The sequence below is a fragment of the Pseudaquabacterium terrae genome, assembly GCF_013266755.1.
In the GTDB taxonomy this organism is placed as follows: domain Bacteria; phylum Pseudomonadota; class Gammaproteobacteria; order Burkholderiales; family Burkholderiaceae_C; genus Pseudaquabacterium; species Pseudaquabacterium terrae.
The window spans coordinates 194,049-212,669 of the sequence record NZ_JABRWJ010000004.1; the positions used below are offsets into that span (position 1 = coordinate 194,049).

At 71.7% G+C, this 18,621-nt stretch carries 15 protein-coding genes; 4 read left to right on the top strand and 11 right to left on the bottom strand.

What is annotated here, in order from left to right; genetic code table 11:
* Positions 1-39 precede the first annotated feature (39 nt).
* A complete protein-coding gene (locus HLB44_RS13530; protein ID WP_173123270.1) occupies positions 40-1,077 on the bottom strand; it encodes an oxidoreductase in 1,038 nt (345 codons plus the stop codon).
* Positions 1,074-1,604, bottom strand: a complete 531-nt coding sequence (locus HLB44_RS13535; protein WP_173123272.1) for an SRPBCC family protein — start codon at positions 1,602-1,604, stop codon at positions 1,074-1,076. The genes HLB44_RS13530 and HLB44_RS13535 overlap by 4 nt, the downstream gene beginning before the upstream one ends.
* Before the next feature lie 709 nt (positions 1,605-2,313).
* On the opposite strand from HLB44_RS13535, the gene HLB44_RS13540 reads away from it, so the two are divergent.
* A complete protein-coding gene (locus tag HLB44_RS13540; protein ID WP_425500807.1) occupies positions 2,314-3,783 on the top strand; it encodes a M3 family metallopeptidase in 1,470 nt (489 codons plus the stop codon).
* Here HLB44_RS13540 and HLB44_RS13545 read toward each other — a convergent pair whose 3' ends face one another.
* From HLB44_RS13545 to HLB44_RS13555, 3 genes are all read right to left on the bottom strand, one after another.
* Complete coding sequence (locus tag HLB44_RS13545; RefSeq protein WP_173123276.1) at positions 3,784-4,446, bottom strand: hypothetical protein; 663 nt, start codon at positions 4,444-4,446, stop codon at positions 3,784-3,786.
* A 108-nt stretch (positions 4,447-4,554) separates the two neighbouring features.
* On the bottom strand, positions 4,555-7,644 hold the full coding sequence (locus HLB44_RS13550; protein WP_173123278.1) for a PAS domain-containing protein: 3,090 nt from the start codon (positions 7,642-7,644) through the stop codon (positions 4,555-4,557).
* A gap of 57 nt (positions 7,645-7,701) precedes the next feature.
* The gene (locus HLB44_RS13555; protein WP_173123280.1) at positions 7,702-7,914 is read right to left on the bottom strand and encodes a hypothetical protein; all 213 of its coding nucleotides are present in this window, start codon (positions 7,912-7,914) and stop codon (positions 7,702-7,704) included.
* A gap of 81 nt (positions 7,915-7,995) precedes the next feature.
* Between HLB44_RS13555 and HLB44_RS13560 the strand changes: the two genes are divergently transcribed.
* From HLB44_RS13560 to HLB44_RS13570, 3 genes are read left to right on the top strand one after another with little or no spacing between them, the layout of a single operon-like run.
* Positions 7,996-8,763 (top strand): 2OG-Fe dioxygenase family protein, encoded by a 768-nt coding sequence (locus HLB44_RS13560; RefSeq protein ID WP_173123282.1) that lies wholly within the window; start codon positions 7,996-7,998, stop codon positions 8,761-8,763.
* Positions 8,760-9,758, top strand: a complete 999-nt coding sequence (locus HLB44_RS13565; protein ID WP_173123284.1) for a threo-3-hydroxy-L-aspartate ammonia-lyase — start codon at positions 8,760-8,762, stop codon at positions 9,756-9,758. The genes HLB44_RS13560 and HLB44_RS13565 overlap by 4 nt, the downstream gene beginning before the upstream one ends.
* Positions 9,755-11,254, top strand: coding sequence for a S10 family peptidase (locus HLB44_RS13570; protein WP_173123286.1), 1,500 nt, complete (start codon positions 9,755-9,757; stop codon positions 11,252-11,254). Before HLB44_RS13565 ends, HLB44_RS13570 begins: the two co-directional genes overlap by 4 nt.
* A 221-nt stretch (positions 11,255-11,475) precedes the next feature.
* On the opposite strand, the gene HLB44_RS13575 is transcribed toward HLB44_RS13570, so the two are convergent.
* The 6 genes from HLB44_RS13575 to HLB44_RS13600 are packed head-to-tail and all read right to left on the bottom strand — an operon-like array spanning position 11,476 to position 18,595.
* Entirely contained in the window at positions 11,476-11,979 is a 504-nt protein-coding gene (locus HLB44_RS13575; protein WP_173123288.1) for a cupin domain-containing protein, read from the bottom strand.
* Positions 11,976-13,061 (bottom strand): GGDEF domain-containing protein, encoded by a 1,086-nt coding sequence (locus tag HLB44_RS13580; protein ID WP_173123290.1) that lies wholly within the window; start codon positions 13,059-13,061, stop codon positions 11,976-11,978. The genes HLB44_RS13575 and HLB44_RS13580 overlap by 4 nt, the downstream gene beginning before the upstream one ends.
* The gene (locus HLB44_RS13585) at positions 13,058-14,323 is read right to left on the bottom strand and encodes an MFS transporter (RefSeq protein WP_173123292.1); all 1,266 of its coding nucleotides are present in this window, start codon (positions 14,321-14,323) and stop codon (positions 13,058-13,060) included. The genes HLB44_RS13580 and HLB44_RS13585 overlap by 4 nt, the downstream gene beginning before the upstream one ends.
* A complete protein-coding gene (locus tag HLB44_RS13590) occupies positions 14,320-16,041 on the bottom strand; it encodes an ABC transporter ATP-binding protein (RefSeq protein ID WP_246312282.1) in 1,722 nt (573 codons plus the stop codon). Before HLB44_RS13590 ends, HLB44_RS13585 begins: the two co-directional genes overlap by 4 nt.
* Positions 16,042-16,096: 55 nt before the next feature.
* Positions 16,097-17,839 carry an ABC transporter ATP-binding protein gene (locus HLB44_RS13595; RefSeq protein ID WP_173123296.1) on the bottom strand — a complete coding sequence of 581 codons (1,743 nt, stop codon included), beginning with the start codon at positions 17,837-17,839 and terminating at the stop codon, positions 16,097-16,099.
* The gene (locus tag HLB44_RS13600; protein WP_173123298.1) at positions 17,840-18,595 is read right to left on the bottom strand and encodes an SDR family NAD(P)-dependent oxidoreductase; all 756 of its coding nucleotides are present in this window, start codon (positions 18,593-18,595) and stop codon (positions 17,840-17,842) included.
* Positions 18,596-18,621 lie beyond the last annotated feature (26 nt).

Below are 18,621 nucleotides of genomic sequence, written 5' to 3' on the forward strand. Positions count from 1 at the left end.
CGTCGTCGCCTTGGGGCGGCCCGGCGGCGACTTGTTGCTTCAACACGGCAGCTCTCGCCGCGCCGCATCCGCGGCACGACCGAGGTCCTGCAAGGCCAGCACACGGCATGCCTGCTCGGGCGGCACCGGATTCGGGCCGAGGCCGAGCATCGCGTCGCGCATCAAACCATAGTAGTCCCGCCAGCGGCCGGGCTGCGTCGGCCACGGGCGGCACTGCGGTTCACCGCCGTCGGCGCCGGCCACGCACAGCTCGCCGGCGGCCGGCGGTAGCGCTTCAGGCGCCATGCCGGCCTTCAACGCGTCCTCCTGCGGATCGAGCGGCCACGACATCCAGCTGCCGCGTGTGCCATGCAACGCGAAACGCGGCCCCGGCAGCGCGGCCAGCATGCTGGCCGCCAGCGTCACGCGCAGCCCGCCGGCAAAGCGCAGCCGGCACTCGAAGGCGTCGTCGCTGGCGGCGCCGTCGCGCAGCCGCATCAGGTCGGCCGACAAGCCGATCGGCTCGCCGAAGAGTTGCAGCGCCTGGTCGAGCAGGTGCGGTGAGAGATCGGCCCACAGCCCGCCGCCCGCCTCCCCACTCTCGCGCCAGCGCGCGCGCACCTGCGGCCGGAAGCGGTCGAAATGCAGCCGCGCCTCGGTGATGCGGCCGAGCGTGCCGGCGGCCAGCAGCGCCTGCGCGGTGAGGAAGTCGCCGTCGAAGCGCCGGTTGTGGAAGACGCTCAGCACACGAGCGGCCTCGCGTGCCAGCGGCAGCAGCGGCGCCGCCTCGGTGGCATCCAGCGCCATCGGCTTGTCGATCACCACATGGCGGCCGGCCTGCAGCGCCCGGCGCGCCAGCGGGGCATGCGTGGCATTCGGCGATGCGAGCACGATCAGGTCGAGCGGCGCGTCGTCGATCATCGTCTCGGCGCTGCCATGCACGACCACCTCGGCACCGAGCGCCGCATGCACCGTCGCCGCATCGCGGCTGGCGACCGCGGCGAGCCGCAGCCCCGGCGTGGCGCGGATCAGCGGCGCATGCAGCGTGCGGCCGGCGTAACCGAAGCCGACCAGGCCGACGTTCAGCAGTGGGGTCACGGCTTCTCCGCCAGCGCCTTCAGGTTCGCGAGGCCGGCCTCGAAATCCTTGCCGACCATGCTGTCGGCATTCAGCGCGAACCAGCGGAACAGCGGGTTGCTTCCCATGTTGCCGTTCATCGCCCAGGTCACGCGGCTGCCGGCGCCATCGGGCGCAATCTCGATCTCGCCGTTCGACGTGGTGCCGAAGTCGGGGAAGACCAGCTCGTAGGCGACGTGGCGGCCGGGGACGGCCTCGGTGAAGGTCATGCGGCCGTCGCCTTCGCTCTCGCTCTTCCATGACCAGGCCGCGCCGGTGCCCGACGGCGGGCCGCTGTACTCGATCTTCATCTTCGGATCGCGCTGGTTCCACACCGACCAGCGTTTCCATTCGCGCGGATCGGCGATCAGGCCGTAGATCCTGTCGGCCGGCGCCGCGATCATGACGCTGCGCGTGACCTTGAACTGCGGCGACAGGAACATCCCGCCGCCGAACAACACGGCCGCCAGCAGCCCGATCACGATCAGCAGGATCTTGAGGATCTTCATGCGCTATTTCCCTCCGTTCGGCAATGGCGCGCAGTCTCCCGCAGATTCGCGCCGGGGGGCAATGGCATCATTGCCGGCCCCCACCGGGCCTGGCCACGAACCGGGCCCGGAAACCCATGGAGACCCGAACTTGGATGCCGAGACCAATCCGCTGCTGACCGACTGGGACCAGCCCTTCGGACTGCCGCCGTTCGCTCAAGCGCGCGCCGAACACTTCCGACCCGCGCTGGAACGCGCGATGCGCCTGCACAAGTCGGAGCTGGCAGCGATCGCGCAGCAGGCCGCGCCACCCGATTTCGACAATACGATCGCCGCCTTCGACCGCGCTGGCGAGCTGCTCACGCGCATCGAGGCGACGTTCTACAACCTGACCGCGTCGGCCACCACGACAGCGCTGCAGGCAGTGCAGCGCGAGGTGGCCGGGCCGATGGCCGCACACTGGAGCTCGGTGTACCAGGACGCGGCGCTGTTCGCGCGGGTCGATGCCGTGCACGCGCAGCGCGCGGACAGCGGCTCCAATGCCGAGCAACAGCGCCTCGTCGAGCGCTTCCACCTCGACTTCGTGCGCGCCGGCGCGCAGCTCGCGGACGCTCCGCGTGCGCGTTATGCGGCGGTGGTGCAGCGGCTGGCCGAGCTGACGACGGCGTTCGGCCAGAACGTGCTGCACGACGAAGCCAGCTACACGCTGGCGCTGCCCGACGAGGCCTCGATGGCCGGCCTGCCGGCCTTCGTGCGCGCGGCGGCCCGCCAGGCGGCGAGCGAGCGTGGCCTCGACACGCCGGTGGTCACGCTGTCGCGCTCGCTGATCGTGCCCTTCCTGACCTTCTCCGAGCGGCGCGACCTGCGCGAGCAGGCCTGGCGCGCCTGGATCGGCCGCGGCGAGCAGGCCGGCGAGCACGACAATCGGGCGATCGCTTGCGAGATCCTCGCGCTGCGCCGCGAGCAGGCGACCTTGCTCGGCTTTCCGACCTATGCCGACTACGCGCTCAGCGACACGATGGCCCAGACGCGCGAGCGCGTCTGGGCGCTGCTCGACGAAGTCTGGCAGCGCGGCGTCACCGCCTTCGAGGCCGAGCGCGCGCTGCTCGACGAGGCCAAGGCCCAGGCCGGCGTCAACGCGGCGATCGAGCCGTGGGACTGGCGCTACTGGGCCGAGAAGGTGCGCATCACGCGCTTCGCCGTCGACGAGGCCGAGCTGAAGCCGTATTTCGCGCTGCCCAACATGGTGGCCGCGGTGTTCGATTGCGCGCAGCGGCTGTTCGGCCTGCATTTCAAGCGCCGCGACGACCTCACCGCCTACCACGGCGACGTGCTGGCCTATGAAGTGAGCGACAGCGGGAACCGGCCGATCGGCCTCTTCCTGCACGACAACTTCTCGCGCCCTGCCAAGCGCAGCGGCGCATGGATGAGCGCGCTGCGCTGGCAGCACCGCAACGCCGCCAACGGTGCCGAAGCCGTGCGCCCGGTGATCCTCAACAACAACAACTTCGCGAAGGCCGCGCCGGGCGAGGAGACGCTGCTGTCGCTGGACGACGTGCGCACGCTGTTCCACGAGTTCGGCCACGGGCTGCATGGGCTGCTGTCGGACGTCGGCTATGCGCGCCTGTCGGGCACCAAGGTGCTGCGCGACTTCGTCGAGCTGCCGTCGCAGCTGTTCGAGCACTGGGCCCAGGAGCGCGCGGTGTTGAAGCAGCACGCACGCCATGCGGTGACCGGCGCGCCGATTCCCGATGCGTTGATCGAGCGCATCGAGGCCGCGCGCAAGTTCGGCCAGGGCTACGAGACGGTGCGCTACACCGCGAGCGCGATCGTCGACATGGCGGTGCATGAAAGCCGCGAGCCGATCGACGACATCGTCGACTTCGAGCGCCGCGTGCTGGCCGACCGGCGCGCGCCGGCGGCGGCCGGCATGAACCACCGGCTGCCGCACTTCCAGCACCTGTTCGCGGGCGGCTACGCGGCCGGTTACTACGTCTACCTGTGGGCCGAGGTGCTGGACTGCGATGCCTTCGAGGCCTTCGTCGAGGCCGGCGATGCGTTCGATGGCGGCACCGCCGCGCGGCTGAAGCAGTGGATCTACGGCAGCGGCAACAGCGTCGAGCCGGGCGCGGCGTTCCGCGCCTTCCGCGGCCGCGACCCGCAGCTCGAACCGATGCTGCGCGACCGCGGCTTACTGTAGTCAGCGCGGCGAGCGGCGGCGCGTGAGCGCCAATGCGGCCAGCGCCATGCCGGCCAGCAGCCCGGCACTCGGCTCCGGCACGGCCTGCGCGCTGGCCGTCGGTGCGGCTTGCAGCAGCGTCACCGTGGCGCTTTGCGTGAGCGTCTGCGCGCCCGCGAAGGCCAGCGTGTTCAGCGCGATGCCGAGTACGCTGCCGTCGGCCAGCGACAGCTGGAACGGGCTCCAGGCGATGGTCAGATCGAAGTCGCTGTCGGAAACCGAGCCGGTCGTCGCGCTGACCGAGGCCAGCAGCGGCAGCGAGCCGGCGAACGGCGCGCCGAACGTGATGCTGGCCTGCAGGCCGAGCAGGTCGGTTTCGGCGCTGCGGATGCCGCTGTGGGCGTTCGCTTCGCGCAGGCGCACCGTGCCGACGTCGAAGGTCTGCGACGCCCCGACCGTGTCCAGCGCGAAGCTGGCGCCTGCGAAGCCGGTGCTGCTGAACAGCACGTCCAGCAGCGTGCCGGTCGACTCGGCCGCATCGACGCCGTAACCGCTGCCAGCGGCGAAGGAGAAGGAGGGCACGCTGACGAGCACCGGCGCTGCCTGCGCGGGCAATACGGCGCCGAGCGCGAGCAGCGGCGCGAGGATGGCCTTTGACAGACGGGTGGGATACGAGAGCGGCATTCGGGACCTCCGGCCAGATACAAATTGGAACAATGGCCGGCAGTCTAATTGATAAAAGTAATAGAGAACGTGCGGTTGTGCCGAACCGCCGGCTTTCCGGCCCCGGGGTCAGGGAGCGGTTGCCGCGGGCGCCAACAGCAAATCCAGCGCCGCCATGAAGCGCCGGAAGTCCAGCGGCTTGGTCCAGTAGTCGTCGAAGCCTTCGTCGAGCGCGCGCTGGATGTCGTCGGGCATCGCGTTGGCCGACAGCGCGATGCACTTGATGCCGGCCGTCGCCGGGTCGGCGCGCAAGCGGCGCAGCACCTCGTGGCCGTCGATGTCCGGCAGCTGCATGTCGATCAGGACCAGCGCCGGCTGCGTCGCGCGGGCGCGCTGGATGCCGCTCAGGCCGTCGGGCGCGGCGTCGAAATGCAGGTCGCGGCGGCGGCTCAGCAGCTCGCTGACGATCAGCAGGTTGACCGGGTTGTCCTCGATGTACAGCACGCGCCGGCTCGGCGCCGCCGGGGACTGCGTCGTCGCGAAGGGCGCAAAGGCCGAATCGGGCGCCGTGCCGGCCGGCATCTCTGCCTCGTCGAGCACCAGCGCGAAGCAGCTGCCGGCGCCGGCCTCGCTGCGCACCTCGATGCGTCCGCCCATGCGCTGCACCGAGGCCTGCACGATCGCCAGCCCGATGCCGGTGCCGTCGATGCCTTCGGTTTCGCGGCCGAGCCGGTTGAAGGGCTCGAACACCTGCTGCAGCTGCTCGTCGGTCATGCCGCGGCCGCAGTCCTCGACGATGAAGCGCACGCGGTGCGGCTCGGCGGCGGCCGTTTCGGCCTCGATGCGCACCCAGCCGCCCGGGCGGTTGTACTTGATCGCGTTCGACAGCAGGTTGATCAGCACCTGGCGCAGCCGCATCGGGTCGCCGAGCACCGCGCTGTCGAGCGCCTCGCAGTGGATCTCGACGCGCATCGCTGCGGCCAGGGTCTCGACCAGCGGCAGCACCGACTGCACCAGCGAGCGCAGCGGCACCGCGACGCGCTGCAGCGGCCGCTCGCCCGATTCGAGGCTCGACAGGTCGAGCACGTCGTTGATCAGCAGCAGCAGGTGCTTGCCCGCGGCGTGGATGTGCTCGGCGCGGCGCCGCAGCACGGCCTCGTCCTGCGCCGGGCCGTCGGCCAGCAGCAGCTGCGCGAAGCCGAGCACCGCGTTCAGCGGCGTGCGCAGCTCGTGGCTCATGCGCGCGAGGAATTGCGACTTGGCCTGGCTCTCGCGCTGCGCCAGGCGGATCTCGTCCTGCGCCTCGGCGGCGGCGCGCGCGTCGGTGATGTCCCAGTTGATGCCGATGCGGCGCGCCGTGCGGCCGGCGTCGTCGCGCATCGGCACCGAGCGCGACGCCAGCCAGTGCACGCTGCCATCGGGCCAGATCACGCGGAAGGCGTGATTCGACGCGCGGTCCTCGGCGCTCGCCGCGCGCATCTCCGTCACCACCGTCTCGCGGTCGGCCGGATGCAGCCAGGTCAGCGCTTCGGTGCGGCTCACCGGCCGGTCCTCGGGCGCGCGGCCGCGCAGGCGGAACATCTGCTCGTCCCACCAGCCGTGCTCGCCGGCGGCATCGAGCGTCCAGGTGCCGATGCCGGCGCCGCGGGTGGCCAGCGTCACGCGTTCGGCGGCCTCGCGCAGCCGCGCCTCGGCGGCATGGCGCTCGGTGACGTCGAGCATCACGCCGCACAGCGTGGGCCCGCTCGGCCCGCTCTCGTAGGTCATGCGCGAGGCGACGCGGCGCTCGCTGCCGTCGGGCCGCACCACCCGCAGGTCCAGGTCGACCAGGCCGCTCTTGCGCAGCAGCAGCGAACGCAGCGCCTCGCTCGCCGCGGCATGGTCGCCCGGATGCAGATAACGCGCCATGTAATCGGCCAGGTCGGGCGAGACGACGGCCTCGGCGCCGCCGTGCAGCCGCCGCATCTGCTCGTCCCAGTGCACCTCGCCGGAGTCGAGCGACAAGGTCCAGATTGCCACGCCGGCGGCGCCGGTGGCCATCTCGAGCCGGCGCGCCAGCGCCAGCTCGCGGCGCGACTGCTCGAAGCGCTCGTTGATGTCGATCGCCACGCCGACATAGGCGCCGAGCTGCGTCCCGGCATCGGCACGCTGCGCGATGCAGCGCGCGAGCAGATAACGCGTCTGGCCATCGCCGCGCCGCATGCGCACGCCGAACTCCACCGGGCCGTCCTGCGCGCGGGCCTGGCGCAGGCGCGCGCGCAACTCGGCACGGTCCTCGGGCTCGACCAGCCGCAGCAGCGCGCCGGCGGCCAGGCCCTCTTCGGGCGCCGGCCGCGCCAGCAGCGCCCAGCCGCGCTCGTTGGAATACAGCCGGCGCCGCAGCGCGTCATAGCGCCAGATGGCGATGTCGGCGAGTTCCATCGCCAAGCGCAGCTGAGCATGCGTCTCGCCGTAGGACTGCGCGAGCTGGAGCGCCTCGGTGTCGTCCATCAGCACGCCGATCGCGCGCTCGGGCATGCCGTCGGCGCCGGCGCGCACCTCCCACTGCGAGCGCACGTGGCGCAGCCGGCCGTCGGCGGCGCGCAGCCGGTAGCGCATCACGTAGCTGCCGCAGCGCTGCAGCGAGCGCTTGAACTCCGCGGCCAGCGCGGCGCGGTCCTCAGGCACGACGCCCTGCAGCGCGGTGTCGAAGCTCAGCGCCCCTTCGCGCGGATCGAGCCCCCAGAAGCGCCAGACGTGGCGGTCCCAGCGGCCCTCGAGGCTGCGCACGTCGCGCTCCCAGACGCCGATGTGGCCGACATCCTGCGCCATGTCGAGCAGTTCGGTGAGCCGCCGCTGGTCGGCCGCCAGCGCCTGTGTGCGCGCAGCCGGCTGCAGCGTGAAGACCGCGTGGCCGTCGGCGGCGAAGCGCAGGCCGATCTGCGCGTGCAGTGGCTGGCCACGCGCATCACAGCCGCTGAAGTCGACCGGCGCGAAACCCTCGCCGGTGCGAAAGCGCTTGAGCATCCACAGCCGCTGCGCCGGATCGGACGCACTGCCGCACAGCAGCTCGTCGAGCCGACGTCCCTGCCAGGCGGTGGGGTCGGCGAAGCCGGTGAAGCGCACGAAAGCCTGGTTGATCGCCTGCAGCCGGCCCTGGGCATCGACGAGCGCCACGGGCAGGTCGAGCAGCTCATAAGCGGCGATGTCCGGCGGAGCCGGGCGGGACGGCGGCGTCATCGGGGCGCGCAAGGGACCGCCGACGAGCGGCCGTGAGCGGGGGGAGGCCGGCGCAGTCTAAACCGCGGCTTGCGTCGCGGCGCGCAGCCGCAATGCGACCCGGCGCAACGCCGGTTGCGCCGAACCCATCGCCACCTCGCAGCATTGCGCGGCGTACAGCGGATCGTGGGTCAGCCGGTCGAGGTCGACGCTGCGGCCTTCGGCGGCCATCAGCCACTTGAGGTCGACCCAATCGACCAGGAGGCGGGCAGAGGCGTCGATGGAATTCATGGCAGGTGAGAATCAACCTTCCCTCAACGTGGCGTCGCCCCGCGGCGCTGACAAGATGCATCCGTTAGACAGAGGAGTCTCATGACGCTTCCGCCGCCCTTGACAGCGCTCACCGACCTCGATGCGCAACTCGCCGCGAGTGGTTATGCGGTGCTCGACGCCGCGTCGCTGGCGCGGCTGGCCGGTGTGGCCGTGGCCGATTTCGAAGCCTGGCGCGGTTGCTGGGACGCTCTGCCGCCGGATCCGCACCTGCGCGACGGTGGCCGCTACCGGCGCCGGCGCCATGGCTGTTTCGTCGTGACGCCGGGCTCGAGCGGCGCGATCGCGCGGCTGCAGCCGGTGCCGCACCGCGCGCATTGGCAGCCGGTCGAGTACAACGCGCTGCACGGCGGCATCGAGCGCTGGTTCGAGCCGCTCGAGCCGGCGATGAGCGAAGACGCCGCCTGGGCGCGGCTGCTGATCGCACTGGCCGATCGCGCAACGCGGCTGCGCGGCGATGGCGCAGGGGATGCGCCGTGGCACGTCGAAGCGCATCCGTTTCGCATCGACACCACCGACGGCATCGGCCGCCCGACGCCCGAGGGCGCGCACCGCGATGGCGTCGACCTGGTGGCCGTGCTGCTGGTCGGACGTCAGCGTGTGAAGGGCGGCGAGACGCGTGTCTTCGATGCGCGCGGCCCGCAAGGCATGCGCTTCACCTTGACCGAGCCGTGGAGCGTGCTGCTGCTCGACGACGAGCGCGTGGTGCACGAGACGACGCCGATCCAGCCGGCTTCGGCCAACGAGCCGGGGCATCGCGACACGCTGGTGCTGACCTTCCGCCGCGGCGGCTTCCAGGGGCCGGCATGACTTCCCTGGCGATCACGTTTGCCGACGTCGAAGCGGCCGCGCAGCGCCTCGCCGGCGTGGCGCATCGCACGCCGGTGCTGCGGTCACGCACGGCCGACGAACGCAGCGGCGCCGAGCTGTTCTTCAAGGCCGAGCACCTGCAGCGCATGGGTGCATTCAAGTTCCGCGGCGCCTACAACGCGCTGTCGCAGTTCACGCCCGAGCAGCGGCGTGCCGGCGCGCTGGCCTTCAGCTCCGGCAACCATGCGCAGGCGATCGCGCTGTCGGCGCGGCTGCTCGGCATGCCCTCGGTGATCGTGATGCCGCAGGACGCGCCGCCGGTGAAGCTGGCCGCCACGCGCGGCTACCAGGCCGGCCAGCCGGGCAGCGAGGTGATCCTGTACGACCGCTACAGCGAAGACCGCGAGGCGATCGGCCGGCGCATCGCCGAGGAGCGCGGCATGACGCTGATCCCGCCCTACGACCATCCGCACGTGATGGCCGGCCAAGGCACCGCGGCGCTGGAGCTGGTCGACGAGGTCGGCCGGCTCGACAAGCTGGTGGTCTGCGTCGGCGGCGGCGGGCTGATCTCGGGCTGCGCGACGGCCGCGAAGCACCGGCTGCCGGCGATCGAGGTGATCGGCGTCGAACCCGAGGCCGGCAACGACACGCAGCGCAGCTTCGCGCGCGGCGAGATCGTGAAGATCGACGTGCCGCAGACGATCGCCGACGGCGCGCAGACGCAGGCGCCGGGGCGGCTGACCTTCCCGGTGACGCGCGCGCTGGTTTCGCGCATCGTCACGGTCAGCGACGCACAGCTGGTGACCACGATGCGCTTCTTCGCCGAGCGTCTGAAGCAGATCGTCGAGCCCACCGGCTGCCTCGCCGCGGCCGCGGTGCTCGAGGGCGTGCTCGGCGATCTGCGGGGCCAGCGCATCGGCGTAATCCTGTCCGGCGGCAACGTCGACCTGGCGCAGTACGGGCGCCTTCTGCAGAACAACCCGGAGATTGCATGAGCGACAGCGCGACGAACAACAAGAGCGAAGAGGCGGACAAGCGCCAGCGCGAGAAGGTCGAACAACTGCTGGCACGGGCGCCGGCGCTGGGCAGCGGCAGTGTCGTGCTGGCCGATGGCCGGCGCCTCGACTACGGCGTGCGCGCCGCCTTCGTGCCGATCGCGCAAGGCGGCATCGACGCACAGCGCGGCGAGCTGCAGGCGGCTGTCTTCACGATCGCCTACAGCGTCGCGCCGCAGGACGGCCGGCCGCGGCCGGTGTGCTTCGCGTTCAACGGCGGGCCGGGCTCGAGCTCGGTGTGGCTGCATTTCGGCGCGCTGGGCCCGAAGCGGGTGCCGATCAACGACGACGGCACCATGCCGCGCGCGCCGTACACGCTGGTCGACAACCCGCTGACCTGGCTGGAGCACTTCGACCTCGTCTTCATCGACCCGCCGCACACCGGCTACTCGCTGGCGGTCAACGATGCGGCGCGCAAGACGCTGCTGTCCGTCGACGGCGATGTCGACGCGCTGGCCGAGGCGATGCGCGCCTGGCTGGCCAGCAACGGCCGCTTCGGCGCGGCGCTGTACCTGGCCGGCGAGAGTTACGGCACGACGCGCGGCGCGGCGCTGGCCGACAAGATGCTCGACCTCGGCCTGGCCCTCGATGGGGTGATCCTGGTGTCCTGCGCGATGGATCTGCAGACGCTGGTCTTCGCGCCGCGCAACGACCTGCCGTACGCGCTCTTCCTGCCGGCATTCGCCAACGTCGCGCAGTTCCATGGCCGGCTCAAGGGCTCGCTGGCCGAGTCGTCGGAATCCGCGCGCAGCGCCGCCGAGGCCTTCGTCGCCGAGGACTACGTCGGGGCGCTGCACCTGGGCGCTCGGCTCGACGGCCGCGCCCGCGCCCGCATCGAGAAGCGCGTTGCCGAGCTGACCGGGCTGCCGCCGCAGCTGGTGCAGGAGAAGAACCTGCGCATCAGCGAGCAGACCTTCTTCTTCGAGGCGCTGCGCGACGAGGGCCGCATCGTCGGCCGGCTCGAAGCCCGCGTCACCGGTCCGATGGCGGCCAGCCGCACGCGCGACTGGGAATTCGACCCCGGCATCGAGGCCATCGCCGCGCCCTACACGACCGCGGCGCTGGCCTACTACGCCGCGCTCGGCATCCCCACCGAGACGCGTTACGAGGTGCTGTCGCGCGAGGTCAACCTGGGCTGGAAGTGGACCCGCGGCAGCGGCCAGGGCATGCACGAGGCCAACGGCTTCACCTGCACCAGCATCGACCTGGGCCGGGCGCTGCGGCGCAATCCGCACCTGCGGGTATTCGCGGCCAGCGGGCGCTACGACCTGGGCACGCCGTACTCGGCCTCGGACTGGTCGCTGGCGCAACTCGACGTGCCGGCCGAGGTGATGGCGCGCGTGACGCACCGTTACTACGACGCCGGCCACATGTTCTACACCCGGCCGGCCGACCTGCAACAGCTGAAAGCGGACCTCGCGTCCTGGCTCGGCTGAGTTGGCCGGGGTCCGGTTGACATCCAACAAGCCGTTTGCCGTGGAATCCGACACGGGGTCAAAAGTTCCTCTGGTTTTTCACGGATGCACGCCGGGCCGTCACAGCGTAGCCTGCGTTCGCTGCTGTGCCGGAACCGATGCTTCCGGCCCTCCAACAGCGGCGAAAGCGATGAGGAGCATTACCCCTGGTGTGTGACCGCACCGGGGGTCTTTTTTTGGGGCTACAGCAATCGCTGCAGGTCGGGCTGCAGGCGGGCCAGCGCCGCCACCAGCGCGTCATCGTCGCGGCCGAAGCTGAAATCCGCGAACTCGAAGCCCGGCCCGACGGTGGCGCCGACGTAGGCATGCCCGCCGGCCGGCTCGGCCGCCTGCCACCAGTGCGCCGGCACCACGTGGCGCGGGCGCGCGCCGTCGCTTCCGACCGGCGCGAGCAGCGTCAGCTCGATCCGGTCGAGCGTCGGCGGCAAGGTCCACAGGCGCAGGCCGGGGCCTTCGAGCAGGTGCCAGACCTCGTCGGAGGCGACGCGGTGCCAGGCCGAATGCTGGCCCACGGCCAGCAGGAAATCGATGCTGGTCAGCGCGCTGCGCTCGCCGCGGCCGTCGGGCGTCGCCACACGGGTGCCTGCCCGGTGGAATTCGCGGTACCAGCCGCCCTCGGGATGCGGCTGCAGACCCAGTTCTGCGACGAGCTCGTCCGCCCGCCGCTGACCGCCGGCACCGCTCACTGCAGGATCTCGACCCGGTTGCGTCCGTTGCGCTTGGCCTGGTACAGCGCCGCGTCGGCGTTGTGCACCAGCGCGGCCGAGCCGGCGCCGGCCAGCGGCACGCTGGCGGCGACACCGATGCTGACGCTGATCGGATAGCCGCCTTCGACGATCGCAGAGAAGTCGGTGCTGGCGACCGCGCGGCGCATCAGCTCGGCCATCTCGAGCGCGCCGGCGGCGCCGGTGCCCGGCAGCACGACGGCGAATTCCTCGCCGCCGTAGCGCGCCGCCATGTCGCCGGCGCGGCGCACGTTGTCGCGGATGATGCGCCCGACGCGTGCCAGGAAGCCGTCACCCGTCTGGTGGCCGAACAGATCGTTCAGCGCCTTGAAGTGGTCGACGTCGATCATCATCAGCGCCAGCGGCGCGCCGTCGCGCAGCGCGCGGTACCACTCCTTCTGCAGCGTGGCGTCGAACTGGCGCCGGTTCGGCAGGCCGGTCAGCGCATCGGTCGAGGCCAGCGCCGACAGCTCGGCGTTGGCCTGGCCCAGCGCCTCTTCGGCACGCTTGCGCTGCTCGGCATCGCGCAGCGTGACGAGGTAGTCGCCGAGGCCGTTGCCCGGCGGCAGCGACGCGACGCGCGCCTCGACCCAGCGCGTGCTGCCGTCGCGGCGCAGCGCGCGGAACAGCTCCGGCCCGCGGCCGTGCTGCGCGGCCTTCGTGAAATGGCGCGCGATGAACGCGGCCCGCTCCTCGGGCACCACCAGCTCGGCCAGCGTGTGGCCGTGCAGATCCTGCGGCAGGCAGCCGAGCAGCCCGCTGGTCGCGGGCGAGGCATAACGAATCGCCAGATCGGCATCGACGGCGACGATCAGGTCGGTGGAGTGTTCGGCCAGCAGCTTGAAGCGGATGTCGGTGTCGGCCGGGCGCGGCATGATCGCGACGCGGCGCCCATCGTTCAAGGTCAGCGTGTGGCTGCGCAGCGAGCCGTGGCGGTGCAGCTTGTTGCTGATCAGCGCGCGGCCGCCGTGGTCGGTCAGCGCGAAACCCACCCCCTGGCCTTCGAGCAGTTGCGCGAGCGCATGAAAATCTGCCTCGTTCAAGCCGTGGTCCTCCCCCCAGCAAGCGCAGCATCGTCGCGGACCAGGCGGTCGCGCCGGGCAAGGGCGGGGAACAACCGGATCCACGTCAGCACGACCAGCAGCGTGCCGATGCCGCCCGTGACCGCGGATGCTACCGGGCCGAGCCAGGCAGCAACAGCCCCCGACTCGAATTCTCCGAGCTGGTTGCTGGCGCCGATGAACACCGAATTGACCGCGCTGACGCGGCCGCGCATCGCGTCGGGCGTCTCCAGCTGCACCAGCGTGTGGCGGATGACGACGCTGATCATGTCGACGGCGCCCGACACAGCGAGCGCCAGCAACGACAGCCAGAACCAGCGTGACAGCCCGAACGCCACCATCGTGACGCCGTAGGCCGCGACCGCGCCGAGCAGCCAGGTGCCGCAGCGGCGCTCGATCGGCCAGCGCGCCAGCGCCAGCGACATCACCAGCGCGCCGACCGCCGGCGCGCCGCGCAGCAGGCCCAGCCCGGTCGGGCCGACGTGCAGGATGTCCTTGGCGAAGATCGGCAGCAGCGCGGTCGCACCGCCGAGCAGCACTGCGAACAGGTCCAGCGCCACCGCGCCCAGGATCACCTTGCGTTCGACGATGAAATGCAGCCCGGCGAGCATCGAGCGCATCGACATCGGCTCGCGCGCCAGCACGGCCGGCCGCGGATGCAGCGCGGCGATGGCCAGCGCCGACAGCGCGAAGCCCGCTGCCGAGACGCCGTAGACGACCTCGGCGCCGGCGCCATACAGCAGGCCGCCCAAGGCCGGGCCGGCGATGATCGCGCCCTGCAGCGCCGACGACGACAGCGCCAGCGCACGCGGCAGCACCTCGGTGGGCACCAGCTGCGGCAGCAGCGCCTGCGAGGCCGGCATCTGGAACGCCCGCACGCCGCCGAGCAGCATCGACAGCAGCAGCAGGCTGCCGCGCCCGAGCGCGTGCTGCCACGAGCCGATCGCCAGCAGCAGCGCGACACCGAGCTGCACCGCCATCGACGCGGCCAGCACGCGCTTGCGGTCGCTGCGGTCGATCGCGTGGCCGGCCGGCAGCGCCAGCAGCAGCGCCGGCACGAACTGCGCCAGGCCGATCAGCCCGAGGTCCCAGGCACTGCCGGTCAGGTCGTACATCTGCCAGCCGAGCGCGACCATCATCATCTGGCTCGCCGCGGTGGCCGCGAGCCGCGCCGACCAGAAGCGGAAGAAGTCGGGCTGGCGCAGCAGGCTCGGGACGTCCGGTGCCGCGGAGCCTGCGCTCATTGCTCGTCTTCTTCTTCGTCCAGCGCTTCCAGCTGCTGCAGCTGCACCAGCCGCTGGTACAACCCACCGTCGATCGCCATCAGCGCGGCATGCCGGCCGCGCTCGGCCAGCCGCCCGTGGTTCAGCACGACGATCTCGTCGGCGTCGCGGATCGTCGACAGCCGGTGCGCGATCGCCACCACGGTGACGTGGCCGCGCAGCCCGGCCAGCGCCTGCTGCACCACGCCTTCCGTCTCACTGTCGATGTGCGAGGTGGCTTCGTCGAGGAACAGGATCTTCGGCTCGCCGGCCAGCGCGCGGGCGATCGCGATCAGCTGCTTCTCGCCGACCGACAGCCGCGCGCCGCCTTCGCCGAGTGGCGTGTCGTAGCCGCGTTCGAGGCGGCGGATGAAGCCGTCGGCAAACGCGGCGCGCGCGGCGGCTTCGATCTCGGCATCCCCGAGGCCGCGCCCCATGTCGATGTTCTCGCGCGCGCTGGCGGCGAGCAGGAACGGCTCCTGCGGCACCAGGCCGACGGCGCGCCGGAACGCGGCATCGCCGAGCTGGTCGATGGGCTGGCCGTCGATCAGCAGCGCGCCGGGCGTCGCCTCGTAGAAGCGCAGCAGCAGCGACAGCAGCGTGCTCTTGCCGGAGCCGGTGTGGCCGACGATGCCGACGAAGCTGCCGGCGGCGATCTCCAGGTCGATGCCATGCAGCACCGGGCGCCCAGGCAGGTAGGCGAAGTCCAGCTGGCGGATGCTGATCGCGCCGTCGCCGACCTCGCCGTGGTCCTGTGCCGGCAGCGTCTCGGCTTCGTCGAGCAGCGTATTGACGCGCGCCGCGGCGACCATCGCCTGCTGCAGCTGCGAGAACTGCATCGTGATCTGGATCAGCGGTTCCACGACGCGCGAGATGTAGCTGACGAAGGCGTACAGCACGCCGACCTCGAGCGCGCTCAAGCCCGCCCCGCTGCGCTGGCTGAAGACCAGGATCACCGCGCCGAGCATCGCGACGTTGAGGAAATCGAGCGCCGGCCGCAGCAGCCAGGCGTTGGCGCGCAGCTCGTCGTGGCGCGCCGCGTAGTGCGCGGCATTGGTGTCGGCGAACCGGGCGCTAAAAGCCGCGGCCGCGCCGCTGGCCTGGATCACCGCCATGCCGGCGATCGATTCGGCGGCCTGCGCGTTGAGGTCGCTGCGCAGCGCGCGGCTCCTGGTCACCGCCGGCGCCGACAGCCGCTGGTAGAGCCAGACGATGCCGAACACCGCCGGCACCAGCGTCGCCACGATCAGCATCAGCCGCCAGTCGAGCCAGGCCATCATCGCCATCATCCCGGCCAGCGTGATCAGGCTGTCGAGCATCACGAACAGCACCTGCACGTACAGCGTCTTGACGGCTTCCGTGTCGTTGGTGACGCGGCTGACCAGCTGGCCGGTGATCGCGCGGTCGAAGAAGTGCATCGGCAGCCGCAGCACGTGGCCGTAGACCGCTTCGCGGATGCGCTGCACCGAGCGCATCGCCAGGCCGGCCAGGCGCACCAGCTGGCCGTAGCGGATCCCGCTGGCGAGGCAGCCGCTGACCAGCGCACCGCCGAGCAGGCCGGCGATCGCCGGGAGGTCGGCGTTGCGCGGCAGCAGGTAGTGATCGATGAAGGCCTTGCCGAGCGCCGGGCCGGCGGCTTCGAGCGCGGCGGCCAGCACCAGCCACAGCGAGGCGCGTTTCAGCAGCGCGATCTCGGGCATCGCCGAGCGCAGCAGCAGCGCCAGCGCGGCACGGCGCTCGTTCTGCGGCGCCGGGTCATTCGGATTCAAGCGAGGCCTCCAGTTGCTGCACGCGCCATTGCGTCGCGTACCAGCCGCCGTGCTCGACCAGCGCGCGATGGCTGCCGCGCTCGGTGACATGGCCGTGGCGCAGCACCACGATCTGGTCGGCGTCCTGCAGCGTCGACAGGCGGTGGCTGGCGATGATCACCGTGCGGCCGCGGCGCGCCTCGCGCAGCGCGCCGAGGATGCGCGCCTCGGTCTCGGTGTCGACGGCCGACAGCGCATCGTCGAGCAGCAGCAGCGGCGCATCGGCCAGCAATGCACGGGCGATCGCCACCCGCTGGCGCTGGCCGCCGGACAGCGTGACGCCACGCTCGCCGACGGGCGTGTCGTAGCCCTGCGGCAGGTGCACGATGTCGTCGTGCACGGCGGCGGCGCGCGCGGCCTGCTCGATCTCGGCCCGGCTCGCGCCGGGGCGCGCCAGCGCGATGTTCTCGGCCACGCTGGCCGAGAACAGGAAGGCTTCCTGCGGCACCCAGGCGATGCCGGCGCGCAGCGCGTCGAGCGTGTAATCGGCCAGCGGCACGCCGCCCCAGCGCAGGCTGCCGGCCTGTGGATGCCACTGGCGCAGCAGCAGCTTCAGCAGCGTGCTCTTGCCCGCGCCGGTCGGGCCGACCAGGCCGAGCGTCGCGCCCGCGGGCAGGTGCAGCGACACGCCGTCGAGCGCCGGCGCAGCCTGGCCCGGATAGCTGAAGCGGATCTGCTCCGCATCGAGCGCGCCTGGCGTCAGCGCTGCGACCGTGCCGTGGTCGTCGACGGTCAGCGGCTCGTCGAGCACCGGCTGCAGCCGGGCCCAGGCCGCGCGGCCGCGCTCGATGATCGACAGCACCCAGCCGGCCGCGAACATCGGCCAGATCAGCTGCCCGAGGTACATGCCGAAGCTCGTCAGCTGGCCGACCGTCATCTCGCCGTGCCACACCAGCCAGCCGCCGAAGCCGAGCGCGAGCACGACCGCCGCGCTGAGCGTGAAGCCGACGGCCGGCTCGTAGGTCGCTTCCCAGCGCTGCGCCTGGAAGCTGGTGTCGGCGGCGGTCTGCGCCAGCTCGCCGAAGCGCTGCGCGCTGCGCGCCTCGAGGCCGAGCGCGCGCAGCGTGCGCACGCCGGACAGCGTCTCCTGCACCTGGTCATTCAGTGCGCCGAAGGCGGTGAGCGCGCTGCGCGACGCGTCGTGCACATGGCGCGAGATCCACCAGAACGACAAGGCCATCGCCGGGAAGGGCAGCAGCACGACCAGCCCGAGACGCCAGTCGACGCCGAGCGTCATCGTCGCGACAACCAGGATCAGCGTCAGCGTGCCGTCGAAGCCGGCCAGCATCGCCTCGCCGGCGGCCATCTCGACGGCATCGACGTCGTTGGTCGCCAGTGCCATCAGGTCGCCGGTGCGGCGGGTCTGGTAGAAGCGCGGGCCCTGCAGCGCCAGGCGCCGGTACAGCGCGGTGCGCAGCTCGACGCCCATCTTGTAGGCCGCCGAATACAGCTGCAGCCGCCAGGCGACGCGCAGCCCGTAGATCAGCGCGCCGGCGCCGAGCAGCAAGCCGAGCTCGCGCCACAGCGCCGCGCCCGAGAGCTGCCGCGCCACCAGGCCATCGACCATCGCGCCGATCTGCCGCGGCAGCCAGACGATCAAGAGGGCGATGCCGAGCAGCATCAGCCCCGACGCGGCATAGGCGCGCCAGTGGCGGAGCACGAAGCTCCCGACCAGGCGGGACAGCGTCATCTAGCTGCGCAGGTCGGCGATGACTTCGCTGCCGAAGTCGTCGCGCGCGAGGCGCGCCAGCAGCGCTTCGGCGCAGGCATCGGCACTGACCAGCAGGCCGTCGTTCTGCATCTGGACGAAACGTTCGCGCTCCGGAAAGCGCGAGGGGTCCGCGGCGCGCAGCTCGACCTGCATGTCGGTGTCGATGACGCCCGGCGCCATCGCGACGATGCGTGCCGGGTTGCCTTCACCGGCCTGCTCGAGCTGCAGTGCGCGGCTGAAGTGGTCCATGCCGGCCTTGGCTGCGCAGTACGCGGCGCTGCCGGCCATCGCACGGCGGCCGAGGCCGGACGAGATGTTCAATACGCGGCGCTGGCCGCTCCAGTTCGCCGTCACCTCGAGGAAGGTGGCCGACAGCAGCAGCGCCGCTTCGAGGCCGACGCGCAATGCGTTCGACAGGGCAGTCAGCGGGACCTGGCCGAGCGGCGCGCCGCCGCCGATCGCCGCCGCGTTGTTGATCAGCGTCGCGCTGGCGATCGATTGCGCGTCGATGTCGGCGAGCCAGCCGCGCAGCCGCTCGGCCACCGGCAGGGGATTGTTCAGGTCGAGCGGCCATTGCGCGAGCGCGCCGCCTTCGGTTTCCGCGCGCGCCTGCAGCGCGGGGTTGGCATGGCGCGCGATGCCGAGCACGACGTGCTCCGGCTTGAGCAGCCGGCCCACCAGCGCAGCGCCGAGGCCACGCGACGAACCGGTCACGATGTAGAGATGGTGTTGCATGGCGCGGCAGCATACGCCAGCGACTG

Coding starts and splice junctions, on each gene's coding strand:
- HLB44_RS13535 (WP_173123272.1), bottom strand. CDS start 1,604: ATGAAGATCCTCAAGATCCTGCTGATCGTGATCGGGCTGCTGGCGGCC.
- HLB44_RS13540 (WP_425500807.1), top strand. CDS start 2,314: ATGGCCGGCCTGCCGGCCTTCGTGCGCGCGGCGGCCCGCCAGGCGGCG.
- HLB44_RS13545 (WP_173123276.1), bottom strand. CDS start 4,446: ATGCCGCTCTCGTATCCCACCCGTCTGTCAAAGGCCATCCTCGCGCCG.
- HLB44_RS13550 (WP_173123278.1), bottom strand. CDS start 7,644: ATGACGCCGCCGTCCCGCCCGGCTCCGCCGGACATCGCCGCTTATGAG.
- HLB44_RS13555 (WP_173123280.1), bottom strand. CDS start 7,914: ATGAATTCCATCGACGCCTCTGCCCGCCTCCTGGTCGATTGGGTCGAC.
- HLB44_RS13560 (WP_173123282.1), top strand. CDS start 7,996: ATGACGCTTCCGCCGCCCTTGACAGCGCTCACCGACCTCGATGCGCAA.
- HLB44_RS13565 (WP_173123284.1), top strand. CDS start 8,760: ATGACTTCCCTGGCGATCACGTTTGCCGACGTCGAAGCGGCCGCGCAG.
- HLB44_RS13570 (WP_173123286.1), top strand. CDS start 9,755: ATGAGCGACAGCGCGACGAACAACAAGAGCGAAGAGGCGGACAAGCGC.
- HLB44_RS13585 (WP_173123292.1), bottom strand. CDS start 14,323: ATGAGCGCAGGCTCCGCGGCACCGGACGTCCCGAGCCTGCTGCGCCAG.
- HLB44_RS13590 (WP_246312282.1), bottom strand. CDS start 16,041: ATGCCCGAGATCGCGCTGCTGAAACGCGCCTCGCTGTGGCTGGTGCTG.
- HLB44_RS13595 (WP_173123296.1), bottom strand. CDS start 17,839: ATGACGCTGTCCCGCCTGGTCGGGAGCTTCGTGCTCCGCCACTGGCGC.
- HLB44_RS13600 (WP_173123298.1), bottom strand. CDS start 18,595: ATGCAACACCATCTCTACATCGTGACCGGTTCGTCGCGTGGCCTCGGC.